This is a genomic window from Fundidesulfovibrio terrae, assembly GCF_022808915.1.
GTDB classification, from domain to species: domain Bacteria; phylum Desulfobacterota; class Desulfovibrionia; order Desulfovibrionales; family Desulfovibrionaceae; genus Fundidesulfovibrio; species Fundidesulfovibrio terrae.
Genome location: NZ_JAKZFS010000001.1, coordinates 1,476,912 through 1,492,519 on the forward strand (window position 1 = coordinate 1,476,912; position 15,608 = coordinate 1,492,519).

General features: G+C 65.3%; 14 protein-coding genes. 9 read left to right on the forward strand and 5 right to left on the reverse strand.

What is annotated here, in order from left to right; all coding sequences use genetic code 11:
• The first annotated feature begins 10 nt into the window (after window positions 1-10).
• Window positions 11-661 carry a class I SAM-dependent methyltransferase gene (locus ML540_RS06935; RefSeq protein ID WP_243359562.1) on the forward strand — a complete coding sequence of 217 codons (651 nt, stop codon included), beginning with the start codon at window positions 11-13 and terminating at the stop codon, window positions 659-661.
• A 46-nt stretch (window positions 662-707) separates the two neighbouring features.
• Entirely contained in the window at window positions 708-1,154 is a 447-nt protein-coding gene (locus ML540_RS06940; protein WP_243359564.1) for a hypothetical protein, read from the forward strand.
• Between the two features lie 86 nt (window positions 1,155-1,240).
• On the opposite strand, the gene ML540_RS06945 is transcribed toward ML540_RS06940, so the two are convergent.
• Window positions 1,241-2,350 carry an AI-2E family transporter gene (locus ML540_RS06945; RefSeq protein ID WP_243359565.1) on the reverse strand — a complete coding sequence of 370 codons (1,110 nt, stop codon included), beginning with the start codon at window positions 2,348-2,350 and terminating at the stop codon, window positions 1,241-1,243.
• A gap of 98 nt (window positions 2,351-2,448) precedes the next feature.
• On the opposite strand from ML540_RS06945, the gene ML540_RS06950 reads away from it, so the two are divergent.
• The 5 genes from ML540_RS06950 to ML540_RS06970 all read left to right on the forward strand — a co-directional run bounded on the left by ML540_RS06950 (window position 2,449) and on the right by ML540_RS06970 (window position 7,723).
• Window positions 2,449-3,399 (forward strand): rhomboid family intramembrane serine protease, encoded by a 951-nt coding sequence (locus tag ML540_RS06950; protein ID WP_243359567.1) that lies wholly within the window; start codon window positions 2,449-2,451, stop codon window positions 3,397-3,399.
• Window positions 3,400-3,692: 293 nt separating this feature from the next.
• Window positions 3,693-4,199, forward strand: coding sequence for a PH domain-containing protein (locus ML540_RS06955; RefSeq protein ID WP_243359569.1), 507 nt, complete (start codon window positions 3,693-3,695; stop codon window positions 4,197-4,199).
• Between the two features lie 65 nt (window positions 4,200-4,264).
• A complete protein-coding gene (locus tag ML540_RS06960) occupies window positions 4,265-5,728 on the forward strand; it encodes a sensor histidine kinase (protein ID WP_243359570.1) in 1,464 nt (487 codons plus the stop codon).
• 1 nt (window position 5,729) lies between these two features.
• Window positions 5,730-6,347 (forward strand): hypothetical protein, encoded by a 618-nt coding sequence (locus ML540_RS06965; protein ID WP_243359572.1) that lies wholly within the window; start codon window positions 5,730-5,732, stop codon window positions 6,345-6,347.
• A 2-nt stretch (window positions 6,348-6,349) separates the two neighbouring features.
• The gene (locus ML540_RS06970) at window positions 6,350-7,723 is read left to right on the forward strand and encodes a sigma-54-dependent transcriptional regulator (RefSeq protein WP_243359574.1); all 1,374 of its coding nucleotides are present in this window, start codon (window positions 6,350-6,352) and stop codon (window positions 7,721-7,723) included.
• Between the two features lie 225 nt (window positions 7,724-7,948).
• Here the strand turns inward: ML540_RS06970 and ML540_RS06975 are convergent, their stop codons facing one another.
• Complete coding sequence (locus ML540_RS06975) at window positions 7,949-9,025, reverse strand: hypothetical protein (RefSeq protein WP_243359576.1); 1,077 nt, start codon at window positions 9,023-9,025, stop codon at window positions 7,949-7,951.
• 211 nt (window positions 9,026-9,236) lie between these two features.
• Here ML540_RS06975 and ML540_RS06980 point away from each other — a divergent pair, with 211 nt between their 5' ends.
• Together ML540_RS06980 and ML540_RS06985 are read left to right on the forward strand one after the other, a co-directional pair.
• Complete coding sequence (locus ML540_RS06980; protein WP_243359578.1) at window positions 9,237-10,367, forward strand: acyltransferase family protein; 1,131 nt, start codon at window positions 9,237-9,239, stop codon at window positions 10,365-10,367.
• Between the two features lie 72 nt (window positions 10,368-10,439).
• A complete protein-coding gene (locus tag ML540_RS06985) occupies window positions 10,440-10,973 on the forward strand; it encodes a hypothetical protein (protein WP_243359579.1) in 534 nt (177 codons plus the stop codon).
• Between the two features lie 361 nt (window positions 10,974-11,334).
• Here ML540_RS06985 and ML540_RS06990 read toward each other — a convergent pair whose 3' ends face one another.
• The 3 genes from ML540_RS06990 to ML540_RS07000 form a co-directional block, all read right to left on the reverse strand.
• Window positions 11,335-13,176 carry a UbiD family decarboxylase gene (locus tag ML540_RS06990; RefSeq protein ID WP_243359580.1) on the reverse strand — a complete coding sequence of 614 codons (1,842 nt, stop codon included), beginning with the start codon at window positions 13,174-13,176 and terminating at the stop codon, window positions 11,335-11,337.
• A gap of 65 nt (window positions 13,177-13,241) precedes the next feature.
• Window positions 13,242-13,742 (reverse strand): cyclic nucleotide-binding domain-containing protein, encoded by a 501-nt coding sequence (locus ML540_RS06995; RefSeq protein ID WP_243359581.1) that lies wholly within the window; start codon window positions 13,740-13,742, stop codon window positions 13,242-13,244.
• A gap of 45 nt (window positions 13,743-13,787) precedes the next feature.
• Window positions 13,788-15,470, reverse strand: coding sequence for a long-chain-fatty-acid--CoA ligase (locus ML540_RS07000; protein ID WP_243359582.1), 1,683 nt, complete (start codon window positions 15,468-15,470; stop codon window positions 13,788-13,790).
• Between the last annotated feature and the right edge of the window lie 138 nt (window positions 15,471-15,608).

Consider the following 15,608-nt stretch of genomic DNA (forward strand, 5'->3'; position numbering starts at 1 on the left):
GGAGGCGACCGTGAATCATTCCACCCGTAGTGCGCAGCCGGCGGGGCACGCCGACGGCGCGCCCCCCTCGCGCGGACTCGAACCGCACCCCCCCGCCCCCCTGCGCGGAGCGGCGGCCAAGGCCGCCGGTCTGGTGGTGCGCTGGCGGGACGCCCTGCTCGAAGCCGCCCGCCTGGGACCCGTGCTGGACGTGGCCTGCGGCGACGGGCGCAACGGCATGTATCTGGCGGCGCATGGAGCCCGGGTCCTCCTGGTGGACGCCTCGGAGGCGGCCCAGGAGAGCCTGCGCGCGGCGGGCTGGCCCGAGCGGGTCCACTTCAGCCGCATGGACCTGGAAACCCCGGTCCCCCCCGCCTTCGACCCGGAGGGATTCGGCGCGGTGCTGGTGTTCCGCTACCTGCACCGGCCCCTGATCCCGGTCCTGCGCGGTTGCCTGGCTCCCGGCGGCCTGCTGGTCTACGAAACCTATCTCGAGGGCCAGGAGGCCCACGGCAAGCCCCGCAATCCGGAGCACCTGCTCAGGCGCGGGGAACTCGCCGCCTGGTTCGGAGACTGGGAGGTGCTGGAGCACTTCGAGGGCGACCTCGACGATCCTTCCCGCGTGATGGGCCGCATGGTCTGCCGCAAGCCGGCAGTTGTTGCCAGCGAGCCCGCCCCCTGATACCAACCCGGCCAGATTACGAAACATCCCTTACGAGGTTTCTTATATGCGCATAATTCTTCTTGCCGTCTGTTTCCTGCTGCTCGTCACCGCAGCCGTCTCCCACGCCCAGTCCGAACGCGACGGCAAGGATTGGACCGGGCGCGACGACGTCTGGAAATACGCCTACATGACCGGCGTGCTCGACGGCGTGACCACGGGCTCGGACTTCACCCAGCCCACCCTCTCCAAGGGCAGCATCGTCCTGTACAAGGACGACAAGGCTTGCCTGGAGAAGGCCCAGACCACCTTCGACTACAACACCAGCCGGTTCTTCTTCGGGCTTTCGCTCAAGGATTTCGTGGAAGGAATGGACGCGTTCTACAAGGACCCGGCCAACCGGCCCATCCCGGTGAACAAGGCCCTGCGCGTGTGGGCCATGCAGCGCAAGAACGTGCCCGAGGCCGCCGAGATTCTCAGGCAGCTGCGCGAGGAGTGGGGCGCCGCGAAATAGCCGGAGAGACGCGGCCCCGCGCGGCTCGGGGAAGGCGCTCGCGCCAGGCGTCCGAACGGCCGGCCCCCGGCGTGTCGTGACGGCGCCTAACCGTCCTGTCCCGGGGCGCCGCCGGGGGTGCACTTAGACGCGAGCAGTTCGCTGTATTCGTCGGCGTAAATGCCGAGCATCACCATGGCCAGGGCCAGGATCATGGGACCGTAGAGGATGCCCAGCGGCCCGAAGAATTTGATGCCCCCGATGATGGACAGGAACACCCAGAAGGTGGACATCTGGGCCTGGCCCTTCATGAGCATGGGGCGGAGCACCGAATCGATGGCGGAGACGATGATCGCGCCCCACGCGGTGATGATGATCGCGCCTTTCCAGTCTCCCACGATGAGCAGGTACAGCGCCGCCGGGCCCCAGATGAGCATGGTGCCAACCACCGGGACCAGGGAGGCGAAGCCCATCATGGCCCCCCAGAACAGGGCCGGGATGCCCACGATGGCCAGGCCCAGCCCGCCGACAACGCCCTGGCATATGGCCACCAGGAAGCTCCCCACCACCACGGAGCGGGCCACGTCGCGCATCCTGCCGAGGATGCGGTCCTCCTGCTCGTCGTGCAGGGGGGAGAGGTGCTTGAGCTGGCGGAGCATGGCCTCGCCGTCGCGGAACAGGAAGAACAGCACGAAGAGCATGATCAGAAAGTCCAGCAGCACCCCGATGAAGTTGCCCAGCATCCGGGTGCCCAGGTCGATCATGAGCTGCCCCATGTTCTTGGAGAGGTCCAGCAGGCTGTTTTTCAGGTCGAGCTTGCTTAGGTCGAATTCCAGCCAGGGGAAGTGCTCCTGCACCCAGCTGATGTAGGGGGCGATGGATTCCCCGGAGAGCCAGGTGTCCAGGTGGGCGCCCTTGAGCCAGGACTGCACGGCCGCGATGGATTTGACGGCCTGGCCCACGAGGGCCCCGGTGAACAGGAACATGGGCAGGATGATGAGCACCAGCACCAGCATGGTGGAGCAGAGCGCCGCCAGGGTGTCGCGGCCCCCGAAGGCCGTCTTGAGCCTGCGGTGCACCGGGTGCAGCAGGCTCGCCAGGATGACCGCGATGCAGATGTTGTGCAGGAAGGGATTGAGCACCTGATAGGCGAAATAGAGCGAAATCGCCAGAATCCCCAGCAGAAAGAACGAATAGATTTGTTCCTGTTTGGCCATGGCTTTCCCTTCGATTCGTACGTGTGACCATGGCCTCCCTAACAGAGATGCGCCCGGCCGCATAGCGGCATTTCGGCGATGCATACGGCGGACGACCAATGCTTCCCACCCAGAGACAATCCTGGCCCGACATCGCCCCGGAACTGCTTGAAGCCGTGGGCCTGCCCGAGCTGACCATGGACATGGCCCAGCAATGGGCCCTGGTGCTGCAGGCGCGGCGCGTGCCGAACCGTATCCGCCAGGGCTGGCCAGGGCTTCGCCTGCTGGTCCCGGCGTCGCGTCGCGAGGAGGCCCTGGAAGAGCTCCGGGCCTACCTGGAGGAGAACCCGCCCGAGCCGGTGAGCCTGCCGGACCTGCGGCCCAGGCCCAGTTCCTGGGGCGAACTGCCGGGTGTCCTCTGGAGCCTGTCCATCGTCACGGTGTTCCTGACCCTGACCGGGGCCGAGAACACCCTGGGGGCCTGGCTTGTGGACTGGCACCAGCTCGGCGGCGGCGACACGCGGCTCATGGCCTCGGGGGAGTGGTGGCGGGCCGTTACCGCACTGACCCTGCACGCGGATGTGGCCCATCTGGTGGGCAATGTCTGCCTGGGGGGCACGTTTCTCCTGCTGCTGGCCGGGGAGGTGGGGCTGGGCTCGGCCTGGTTCCTGTCCCTGGCCGGGGCGGTGTGGGCCAACGCGGCCAAGATGCCCATGCAGGCCCCGGGCTACCGGTTCATCGGCTCCTCCACGGCGGTCTTCGCGTCCCTGGGCGCGCTGGCCGGGGTGCGCCTGGTGCGCCTGGGCCGCCACCTTCGCTGGAGGCGGGCGCTGCCCTTCGCGGCCGGGCTCATGATCCTGGCCTTCCTGGGCGTGGGCTCCGAGGAGGAATCCCGCAGGATCGACCTGGCGGGGCACTTCATGGGGTTCGGGGCGGGGGTCGTGCTGGGGGCGGGCTACGCTTGCGTGGAAAAGCTCGCCAAAAGAAGCGGCCGCGGGCTCTCCCCCTGGCTGGGGGTGGCCGCGGCCGCCGTGGTCGCCCTCAGTTGGGCCTTGGCCCTACTTGTCTGATTTCCTGTCACAGGAGGACTTCCGACCGAAGTCCGGACCCACGCGGGGTATTCAGCCGCCCCCGCCGTCCATCTTCGGGAACAGCTTGTTGACGATGATGGCTCCACCCACAATGATGGCCAGAAAGAGTAGTGCGTCCCACATAGGTTTCTCCTATCGACTCCGATGAGGGGATCATAATTGCTGGTCGGGCGTTTGGAAAGGCCCAACCGCCTCGTTTCTTTACACGGGTCTCGAAGGTGCGTTAGGGTCTGCGGCGGGCCGCCCGAAACAGACTTTCCACGGAGTGAAGCATGCAGCCGCGCCGCGTCCTGGCCGAGCAGGAAGAGATCCTCTACCAGACCAAGAAGCATTGGGCCGTTTTCATCAAGGCGGCCGTCTATTTCGGCCTGGCCGCCGCGGTGCTGGCCTATAAGGATCCCATCCTGGCGGCGGTGCAGTTCACTCCCCCCGAGGACTTGAAGCGCATCCTGCCCCCCGTCATAAACGGCACGGTCAAGGGAGTGTGCTTCTCGGCCGCCGTGGTGTTCGGCCTGCTGGGCATGGCGAGGCTCCTCAGTTTCTTCAGCAACAAGGTGCTCGTCACCGCCAAGCGCGTCATCCAGCACGACGTGCTTTCGGGGGGGCTCTATTCGATAGATCTGAAGCACATCGAGTCCGTGCGCGCCTGCACCGGGCTTCTGGGGTCGCTTTTGGGCTACGGCAAGGTCATCATGGTCATGGGGTCGGGGCAGAAGATCGCCGTGGCCAACCTGCGCAAACCCCACGAGTTCGAACGCGAACTCTTTGGAGCCAAATGATTGCCCACTGCGGGGTTTGGGCGTATGGTCCGCCCCGCCCGAGAGGACGGACCCCGTAAACCACCATGCGCTTCCCCACCAGACCCCGCATTCTGAGGATTGGCATCCTCTTCAAGCTGATACTGGTCTTCACCTCGATTCTGGTGATCATCTACTTCACCACATCCAACATATTCGACTACCAGCGCGGCATCGTGAACATCTCCCGCGAGGTGGTGAAGGTGCGCTTCGAGGTGCTCTCCATCTCCCAGGCCATGGTGGACAGCCTGCTCTCCATGGAGGAGAACCAGAAGAAGTACGACGTCCTGCGCCAGGACAACTACAAGGAATATTTCACCTCCGCCCTGAAGGAATACAAGCGCAACCTGAGTTCCATCCAGTGGTTCACCTATCCTGGCTCCGATGTCTGGAGCAAGCTGCAGGACGATTTCCAGGCGACCATGGGCAACCAGGTCGACCCGGCCGAGATCACCAAGGCGCACCAACCCTGGGTGCCGCAGGAGAAGCTCAACGCCTGGCTGAGCACCATCTCCAGCGCCAAGCAGGACAACGAGCGCTTCATTGAATCGAGCATGCGCGAGCTCTACGCCTGGAGCGAGCGCTCCGTGCGCGCCGGCCTGATCGGGCTTGGCGTGTCCATGGCCGTGGCCCTTTTCGGCAGCGTCTACCTGACCTATTCGCTTTTCCGTCCCCTGCGCGAGCTGCGCCGGGGCATCCGATCCTTCACCGTGGACGGCAAGCTCGAATCCGTGCGGGTGATCTCCCGCGACGAACTGGGCGAACTGGCCCAGGCATTCAACGAGATGACCGCGCGCTTAACCGAGGAAGAGAAGATGCGTACGGACTTCATCGACATGCTCAGCCACGAGATACGCACCCCTCTGACCTCCATCCGCGAGTCGGTGAACCTCATGCGCGAGCAGGTGCTGGGCGAGGTCAACGACCGCCAAAAGCGCTTCCTGGACATCGCCTCCTCCGAGATGGAGCGCATCTCCAAGCTTCTCTCGAGGCTCATGCAGGTCTCCAGCATGTCCTCGCGCTTCATCAACCTGAGCTTCAAACCGGTCGATCCGGTGCACCTGCTCCACGAGACCGTGGACAAGGCCACCCCCGGCGCCGAGGCCAAGAAGATCGCCATCACCGCCCACAGCGTCCCCGACGTCCCCTCGGTGATGGCCGACACCGAGCACCTGCGCCAGGCCCTTTTGAACTTGATCGGCAACGCCGTGAAGTTCTCCCCGCCGGGCAGCACCGTGAAAGCGTCGCTGCAACTGGCGGACGGCGGCAACCAGCTGCTTTTCTCCGTGGTGGATTCCGGCCCCGGCATCCCCGAGGGAGAGCAGCCCCTGGTGTTCAACAAGTACTACCGGGGCGAGCAGCTGAAGAAATCCGCCGACGGCATCGGCCTGGGCCTTTCCATCGCCAAGAACATCGTGGAAGCCCACGGCGGCAAGATATGGCTTTCCAGCCGGCCCGGGCGGGGCAGCACCTTTTTCTTCACCATACCCATCGCCAGGGAGACAGAGTAACATGCACGCGCATTCCATCCACCCCAACCGTTTGAACAGCCTCGTGATCCTGGCGGTTTTGCTCGTCCTGGCTTCGGCTGCCTGCACGCCCAAGAAACCCTCCTCGGTTCAGGAGGAGCCCGCGCCCCAGACCATGATCAACCCGGACGCCCTGGACGTGGACACGGTCTATACCGAGGGCCTGCATTCCTTCTGGAGCGGCGACTACAAAGTGGCGGCAGCGCTCTTCGAGAGCCTGGCGCGCCGGCTGGACGACCATTCCTTCCGTACCAAGGCCCTGTTCGGCCTGGCCTGCGCCAAGCTGGCGGCAGCGTCCACACCCGAGGACATGAAGGCCGCCCAGTCCGCCTGGCGTGATTGGGAACAGGCGTCCTCCGGCTCGGAATACCAGGCCGATCCGCGCATGCTCACCCCCTTCATCCAGAACCCCAGGTTCGCCGCTCCGGCCAAGGACGGACGGGACGTGAAGCCCCAGGCCGCCCGGCAGCCCGGTGAGGCGGACATGGCCAGGCGCTTGCAGGAGAAGGAAAAAGAAGTCATGCTCCTGCAGAAGCAGATCAAAGCCCTGGAAGCCATCCATAGGGAAATCCAGGAAAAAAAGAAGATGTCCACACAGTAGACATGGCAGCCACCCAGCTTCGCAAGACCATCCTCGTCGCAGACGACGACCCGCACATCCAGGAGGTTCTGGATGTGCGCCTTTCCTCGGCCGGATACGAGGTGCTCCTGGCCTCGGACGGGCGCGAGGCCCTGGACATCCTGGCGCGCACGCCCGTGGACCTGGTCATCTCCGACATCCGCATGCCCGGCCTGGACGGCCTGGAGCTTCAGGCGCGCCTGGAGAAGACCGCCCCCAAGCTGCCCATCATCTTCCTGACCGCCTACGGGTCCATCCAGGACGCGGTGCAGGCCATCAAGAGCGGTGCGGTGGACTACCTCACCAAGCCTTTCGAGGGGCGCGAGCTCCTGGAGAAGGTGAGCACGGTGCTCCAGAAGTCCGGCCCGGGATCGAGCTTCGTGGCCCCGGCTCCGCCCCGCAAGGACGGCGGCATGTGGGAGACCAAGTCCCCCCGCATGCGCGAGCTGGCCCAGATGGTGGAGAAGGTGGCCGCGCGCGACGTGAACGTGCTGCTCCTGGGAGAGTCCGGCACGGGCAAGGAGCGCATCGCGCACCTGATCCATTCGCTGTCCCCCCGTCGCGAACACCCGCTGGTGGTGGTGGACTGCGGCTCCACCCCGGCCACGCTGCTGGAGTCGGAACTCTTCGGACATGTGAAGGGCTCCTTCACCCATGCCGTGCGGGACAAGAAGGGCCTCATGGAGGAGGCCAACAAGGGCACGCTCTTTCTGGACGAGATCGGCAACATCTCCACCGAGATGCAGGTGCGCCTGCTGCGCTTCCTGGAGAACCGAAAGATCAGGCGCATCGGCGACACGCGCGAAATTTCCGTGGATTGCCGGGTCATCGCGGCCACCAACGCCGACCTGGCCCAGGACGTGGCACAGGGAGATTTCCGCGAGGACCTCTACTACCGCCTGCGCGTCGTCACCATCAACGTGCCCCCCTTGCGCGAGCGCAAGGAGGACATCCCGCTTCTGGCCACCCATTTCGCCGAGTCCTTCTGCAAGGCCCAGAACATGCCCCCGGTGACCATTCCCGGCGCGACCATGGACTTCATCGTGGGGTACGCCTGGCCCGGCAACATCCGGGAACTGAAGAACGCCATCGAAGCGGGCATCGTCATCTGCAATGACGGGGTGCTCACCCCGGACGACCTCCAGGTGATGCCCGCCACGAAGCCGGGCCAGTCCCGTGAGGAGGCGATGTCCCTGGACGAGAGCGAGAAGCTGGCCATCATCCGCGCCCTGGAGAAGTCCAACTGGGTGCAGAAGGACGCGGCCCCGCTGCTCGGCGTCAGCCGCCGGGCGCTCAACTACAAGATCCAGAAGTACGAAATCGAGATTCCCACCCGGCGCAAGGCCCAGAAGCCGTAAGCCCCGGGATACGGTTCCCGTGACGAGAAAGGCCGCTCCGTGATGGAGCGGCCTTTTGCGTTTTGGTGTGCGCCTGGTGGGCGCGGCGCGGCCGTGACGGGAGGGCCGTGCCCACGATGGTGCTGCCGGAAGGATTCCCGCGCAACGCCTGGGAACGGCGCTCATCTCCGCCTCCGTTCGAGGCGGGAATGAAGATGATCGCGCTGTGCGCCCGCGTCTTGCGGCTTATGCGGCCTGGGCCGGAGGCTGGTTCTGCGTTGCGGCTCCGGGCGGCACGGACCACTTCTGGGCCAGTTGGGCCAGCCGGTTCAGGGCTTGGGTGCGGTCGTCTCCCGAGAGTCCGGCGATTTCGGCTTTGAGCGTCTCCACCAGAAAGTCCCCGGCGGTGGCGGCGTCCGGACTTGGCAGGGCCGCTTCCTGTGGAAGGTTCCATGACGACGCCAGCGCGGCCACATCGTCCAGTGCCGAGGCCAGGTCGTTTCCGGAAAGGCCCGCGAGTTCGTTTCCGAGCGCCCCGGCCATGAAATCGAGCGCCTCCAGCCCATCCGTACCGGAACTGTCGTCAAGCGCCGCCGATCCGGCGGCCCCGGCATTGCTGGCCTGGGCCGAAGCCGAGATTGCGGCGTTGCTGGCTGTCGGCGCAGCCGTGTTGGACGTGGCGGCATTGCTCGCCGGGAGCGCGGCCGGTGAATCCGCCGCGCTGGCGTTGGAGAGGAGCTGGTCCACAAGCTCGGCCGAAGCCGAACTGGACGAGGCGGCGTTGCTGGCCGCGTCCTGTACCGCCGAGGAGGTGGAGGACGCGACGGTCTTCACCGTGGCCGTGCTCTTTGACGCCGTCTTCACCGTTGCGGCAGCCGCCGGCGTTTGGACGGTCGGCTGTTGCGTGGCGGACGGATTGGACGCAGCCGTCTGCTGCAGGATCATGGCCTGGAAGGCCATGAAGGCTGGAGCGTTTCCCTGGCTCAAGGCCACGCTGGCCTGGAAATTCAAGCTTCCCAGGAGCAGGTCGTGGTCGAACGCCTTCTGCTCCTCAGAGGTGCGTGTCGGCTGGGAAGCGGCGGCCGTGGCCAGGTTGGTCTGTATCTGGGCGGCCAGCACGGCGTTGGGGTCCACCGCCTGCGCCTGGACGCCGGTCGTACTTTGGGAGGCTGCATCCGGGGATGCCGCGTTCCGGGCCTGGACGTTGGCCTGGAGAATCTGCGCCAGTTGGGCGGCGAACAACGCGGAATCGGTCGTCGCGGCTGCTGACTGCGTATCGGTCTGGGCAGTGTTGGCTTGGGTCTGGTCCAGCGCGGTGATCACGGTGGTCCCTCCGTACGGGCGTCCGGACAGGGCAAAATGTTCCGGGCGCGGTTTACGAGGGTGGGAACAAGCAAGGCACATGCCTTGACGTTGCATGGATTTTCACCAATACAGTAACCGGTTACCCACGCGAAGCGTCTTTGCCATGGGACCGGCCAAACCGGCGCATCCGGCCCCACGCGAAACATTCGCCGCCGTATAATGCGACACCATGGGAATTCTTCGTTTTTACCTCGCTTTTTCGGTCTGCCTGAACCACCTCATGAACGTCTCGGGCTCCACCTCCGCCCTGGCGTTCGTCCCTGATTCCTTCCTGGCGGTGGAAATCTTTTTCGCCATCTCGGGATTCTACATGGCCTTCATCCTGGGCGGAAAATACGCCGGACCCGGCGGGCTCGGGAAATTCTACGGCAACAGGGCGCTGCGCATATTTCCCGTCTACCTGGCCATCCTGCTCATCTTCGCGGCGCTCAGCCTCGCCGTGTACGCCGCCAAGGGACACTGGGTCTTTCTTTCCGAGGCAGTGGACATGTTCTCGAAGAGCGGCCCCGGCATGCGGGCCTACGCCGTGGTGTCCAACCTGACCATGATCGGACAGGACCTCATGTTCCTTCTACGATACGATCCGTCCTCCGGAGGGCTTTGCCTGGGCTGCCCGCCCGGCGACGGCCTGGCGGCGCCGTGGCAGATGCTGGTCATCCCCCAAGCCTGGTCCGTGGAGGTGGAGCTCATGTTCTACGCCCTGGCACCCTGGCTTACTCGGCTTCGGACCAGGACGATCCTTGCGGCCATCCCCGCCATCCTGGCGGTGAAATTGGCCGTGGCGTCCACGGTCACGAGCACGGACTACTGGATTTTCCGCTTCCCGGGATTTGAACTGGCGATGTTCCTGACAGGCGTCCTAGCCTGCAGGTATTACAGGCGGATCGAACACATGGCGCTTTCGCGCTCTGCCATGGCCTGCGCCACCGGGGCCATGTTCGTGCTGCTCATGGGCATCAACCTGGTCGAGTCGGAAGCCGTGAAGACGGTGCTGGTCTACCTGAGCGTGCCGGTCTGCCTGCCCCTGATGTTCAAGGCGTTTCGCAATTCCCCCCTGGACCGGGCCGTGGGCGAGCTTTCCTATCCCGTCTACCTCGTCCACTACCTGGTGATGCAGATGGTCATCTACTGGTACAAGGGGCCGCATCCCGTGGCTTTCGCGGTGTGCATGGTGGTGGTCGCGTCGATCCTGCTGTGCCGCTTCGTGTCCGCGCCCCTGGACGCCTACCGGCAGGCGAGGGTGCGAAACGTCGCCACCCCGCAATCCGACGCTTCTTCCGTGGAGGGCCTCACCGCGTAGGCGCGGCCGGTCGTTTCTTCCCCTGGAATGCATCTTGCTGCTTCCCGGCAGCACGTCAGACAGGGGAAAAACATGAGCGTCACCGGCATCACCACCCAGAGCCTCATCGCATCGCTGGGCTACCTGGACATCGATCAGAGCCAGGATACGTCCGATTCGTCGTCACTGACCTCCATCGGTTCGACTTCGGCCACATCGGCGTACACCGGAATCAGCTCCGGGGCCTCGCCCACCAGCATCTCCCAGGTGGGCACGCTGCTCAGTTCGCTTTCCAAGCTGGAGAAGTCCGATCCTGAGGAGTTCAAGACCCGAGCCAAGCAGATAGCCTCGGATTTCAACGATGCGGCCGGCCAGTGCACCGACACGCTGCAAAGCTACGGGCTGAAAAGCATGGCCGCGCAGTTTTCCAACGCCGGACTCTCCGGGTCCATGTCCAGCATCAACCTGGGCGGGGCGGCCAGCACCCTGGCCAAGGCCTACGCCGGTCAGGCCAGCATGAGCCTGCTCGACTACATGAACGGCTCCCAAGGGACCGACTTCACCGGGCAGCTGACCTCCATCATGCAGACCAATCTTGCCGGGAAGCTCAACGGCGCGTCGTTCTAGAAGAGAGACGAAGAGGGAAGAAGCCTCCGGCGGGCAAAGAGGGCGCTGCCCTCTCCGCACTCTCCCGCCAGGGGGATGATCCCGCCTTCCCCCTCAATGGGCTTCGCGGGTTTCGTGAGTGGACACGGGCCTGGCGCGCACAGAGCCGCTGATGCCGCACCCAAGGCGGCGCTCGCACCGGCGGATCATCGTCGGTGCAAGCGCTGATAACTAAAGAATATTATTGAATAATAAAGGCAGGAAGCGCGGCTTTGCGCGCTCCCTGCCTTCTTTTGCGTCCAGATAGCTTCGCATCATTCGACGCGAAGCGAAAAGGGAGTCCAGAGGGCGCTAGCCCTTTGGCCGCCGGAGGCTTCCTCCCCTAAATAATCCCGTGCAGCGGCCCCCCGGGCGCGCCGAGGCTGTCAGTGAACTTCTCCGCCTCCGGATCGGGATCGAGGGGAGGGGCGTGGTACGTCTTGAGCCGCGCGTCGATGATGACCGGTCCCCGGCATCCCCAATGCTTGCAGTGGATGAACTCGCCCACGCCGTAGGTGTCCGTGGCCGGGTCGGAGCGGGTGAAGGTCACCCAGAGGAAGTTCGCCCAGGATTCGGCCGTGAACGGCGCATCGTCCGCCACCACGACCAGGGGGAAGCCCTCGAGCCCCGCTTCCGCGGTCATGGCCCGGGCCAGTCCTTCCATGAGCGGGTCATGCTCGTCCCGGCCCCTGCCGTGGGGCGGCCCCTGGAGGACCAGGACGCCCGGCGCGAAGAGGCGGGCCTGGCTGAAGCCCTCCGCGAGACGCAGTCCCGTGGGCATCTCCCTCCCGAGCTCCCTGCGCTTCTCCCCCGTGACGGCGATGACCACCTTGGACCCCTGGTTGAGGCTTATGCCCGAGTAGTCGAGGGTATCCATGGTCGTCCGGGTGATGAAGTGGAGGTCCCTGGCCGGGTCGATCCGTTCCAGCATGTGCCGGAAGAAGGTCGGGACGTCGTGGCAGTGCAGCGAGGGGTTGTCCTCCTTGGCCGCGATGAGCACGTATTTGGAGAGGGAGGTCTGGGTGGTGCCAAGCAGGGAGAGGGCGTTGGTGATGAGCTCCTGGGGAGTCCTCTCGGCGGCGTAAGGCACGTAGCGCTCGCTGCCGATGGCCAGCAGGAGGGGATGGACCCCTGCCTCGTCCACGGCGTGGACCTCGTGGACCCCGCTGAAGACGGTGGAGACCAGCGGCGCGGTCAGCTCGTGGATGAATTTGCCGAAGACCGTGTCTTCCTGGGGCGGCCTGCCCACCGTGGTGAAGGGCCAGACCGCGTCCGGCCTGTGGTAGACCTTGTCCACCGTCAGGACCGGGAAATCATGGGCGAGGCTGTAATAGCCGAGATGGTCGCCGAAGGGACCTTCCGGGAGTTCGCGGCCTTGAGCGATCCGGCCGGTGATGCAGAAATCCGCTTCGGCCAGGATGGGCAGCCCGCCAGGCCTGTCGATCATGTCCATCCTGCGCCCGCCCAGCGCTCCCGCGAAGAAGAGCTCCGGCATTCCCTCGGGAAGCGGCATGACCGCTGCCACGGTCATGGAAGGCGGGCCGCCCACGAAGATGTTCACCTTGAGCGATTCGCCCCGGGCCAAAGCCTCGCCATGATGGTGCCCGATGCCCCGGTGGATCTGGTAATGCAGGCCGATTTCCCGGTCCGGCTCGAAGGATTGCCCGGAGAGCTGGACCCGGTACATGCCGATGTTGGAGCGGGCGAAGCCCGGATGGGCCAGGCTCTCGGTGTAGACCTGGGGCAGCGTCACGTAGCCGCCGCCGTCGTTCGGCCAGGATTTGAGCTGGGGGAGCTGGGATATCCGGGTTTGGTTCGCCAGGACCGGGCCGTCCTTGACCCGCCTGGGCAGGGCGTGGACCAGGGCCGCCGGGACGCCGAGATGGCGCCAGGGGCGCTTGAAGGCCTCCGTGGGGTCGAGCTTCAGTTTGAAGAGGCTCTCGATGGCGCGAAGCGTCTTGCGAAAGATGAATTTCGTCCGTTCCATGGTGCCGAAGACGTTGCCGACCATGGGGAAAGGGGTGCCCTTGACGCGGGTGAACAGGATGGCGGGGCCATTGGCCCGGAAGACGCGCCTCTGGATGGCCGCCACCTGCTGGTCGGCGTCGACCTCCACGTCGATGCGCCTGAGTTGCCCGGTCGCTTCCAGGTCACGCAGACACTCGGAAAGATTTCTGTAGCTCATGGGTCCTCAAAAGAAGCTGGCGGCCGACGGCCGCCAGGTTGTCACGCCGGGGGCTGTCCCCGTGGCTACAAGTATTCCACCAGCTTCACACTGGTGTTGCGCAGCCTGAAGCTCATGAGCCGGGCGATGTTGGTGGTCACCTTGAGGGCCAGTTCTGTGTCCTTGGCGCACAGCGACTCGTACATCTTCCTGGTCAGGATCAAGAGCGACACGTCGTTCAAGGCCTTGGCCGTGGCCGAGCGGGGCGGGCCTTCGATCAGGGCGAGCTCGCCGAAGGCGCGGCCAGGGCCGATGCGCACCAGGCATTTGGGCTTGTGGTCGGGCGAGGTGTCGCGCTTGGTGATTTCGATGGAGCCCTCCAGGATGATGGCCATGGAGTCGTCCGGATCGCCTTCATGGAAGATGATGGACCCCTTGGGGAAACGGGCCAGTCGCACGTATTTGCAGAGCCCCTTGACGTCGTTCTCGGTGAAGTCCTTGGCCCAGGTGGAGTCGTCAAGCATCTCCAGGAGCTTCGGGCCGACGTCGGGGTTGTGGAAAAGGTCTTCGCAACCGTCGTAGTCCATGGTTGTCCTCCGCCCGGCGGGTATGCCACAGGGCTCAAAAAACCGCTAGGCCGGGCGCACCTCGTGGTTTTCGGCCCGCAAGGTCCGCTTGAGCACCTTGCCCACGAAAGTCTTGGGGAGTTCATCCCGAAATTCCACGAACTTGGGCGTCTTGTAGGAGGCCAGCTTCTCCCGGCAGAAGGCCCAAACCTCCTCCCGGGCCAGCGTCTGGCCGGGCTTGGGGACGATGTACACCTTGATGACCTCGCCCCTGGTGCGGTGCGGCACGCCCACCGCAGCCACTTCCGCCACCTTGGGGTGCTCGTGCAGCACCTCCTCGATCTCGCGCGGGTAGACGTTGTAGCCGCCGGTGATGATGAGGTCCTTCTTGCGGTCCACGATGAAGAAGTAGCCGTCCTCGTCCATGACGGCCACGTCGCCGGTGTGCAGCCAGCCGTCCTTGATGGTCTGGGAGGTGTCCTCGGGGCGGTTCCAGTAGCCGAGCATCACCTGGGGCCCCTTGAGGATGAGTTCCCCGGGTTCGCCCGGAGGCAGCGGGGCGGTTGAGCCGTCCAGGGCCACCACGCGGGCGATGGTGTCCGGGAAGGGCACGCCGATGGAGCCCGGCTTGCGGCTCCCCACGATGGGGTTGAAGTGGGTGATGGGCGAGGCCTCGGTGAGCCCGTAGCCCTCGATGATTTCGGCCTCCGTCACCTCGGAGAAGCGGCGCATGACCTCGATGGGCAGCGGGGCAGAGCCGCAGACGCAGTAGCGCACGCTTTTCAGGTCGTAGTGGGGCAGGGCCTTCTGCTGCAAAAGCGCCATGTACACCGAGGGCGTGCCCGGGAAGATGGTGGGCCTGTGGCGCTGTATGGCCTTGAGGGTGTCCAGCGGGTCGAAGCGCGGCAGGGGGACGATGGTGGCCCCGCAGGCAGTGGCGAAGTTGATGTTCACCGTGAGGCCGTAGATGTGGAAGAAGGGCAAAAGCCCCAGGAACACCTCAGGCCTGCCGCCGATGGCGTGGAGGATGGCCCGGGACTGCTGCACATTCACCGACAGATTGCGGTGGGTGAGCATCACGCCCTTGGACACGCCGGTGGTGCCGCCGGTGTATTGCAGTGCGGCCAACTGCTCGGCGGGATCGAAATCCCGGTCGTAATATTCGTCGGGGGCGAAGGCCGCCTGCCAGTCCAGCACGCGCCTGCCGTCCGCGCCGAGTTTCGGGAGCTTCCCTTCGCGCCAGGCCTTGAGCCGGTAGAGCCAGTTGAGCGGAAATCCCAGCCCGCCGCTGACCCGTGTGACGATGATGCGCTCAAGCGGCATGCGGGTGAGCAGCTCGCGGTGCCTGGCCCAGAGGAGATCCAGCACCACAAGCACCTTGGCCCCGGAGTCCTCCAGGATGTGCTTAAGCTCCGTCTCCATGTAGAGCGGGTTGACGAACACCACCGTGGCCCCGGCGTAGAGCGTCCCCCAGTAGCTGACCACCGTCTGGGGCAGGTTGGGCAGCATGATGGCCACGCGGTCGCCGCGCTTGACACCCATGCGGCGCAGGCCCTCGGCGAAGCGCCCGGCGCGCCTGCGAAGGTGGGCGTAATTGACGCGCCAGTTCTGGAAAGCCACGGCCGTGCGGCCGGGAGTGTTCTCCACGGCCCGGTCCAGGAGGGCGGTGACGGGCTCGTCGCGGTAGGTGATGCTGGCCGGGACGTTGGGGTCGTAATGGGCCAGCCAGGGAGCGTCTTGTTGGATCATGGCGGTGGTCTTCGCTTGGTGAATGTTTCGTGCTCCTAACCTGCCGCATGTTACATGGCAATGACGTCAGGCCAGGCGCCTCGCCCGGCGGGAAAGTGCCGGGACGGGCGAGGATTGCCCCTGTAGAGACTTTACGCC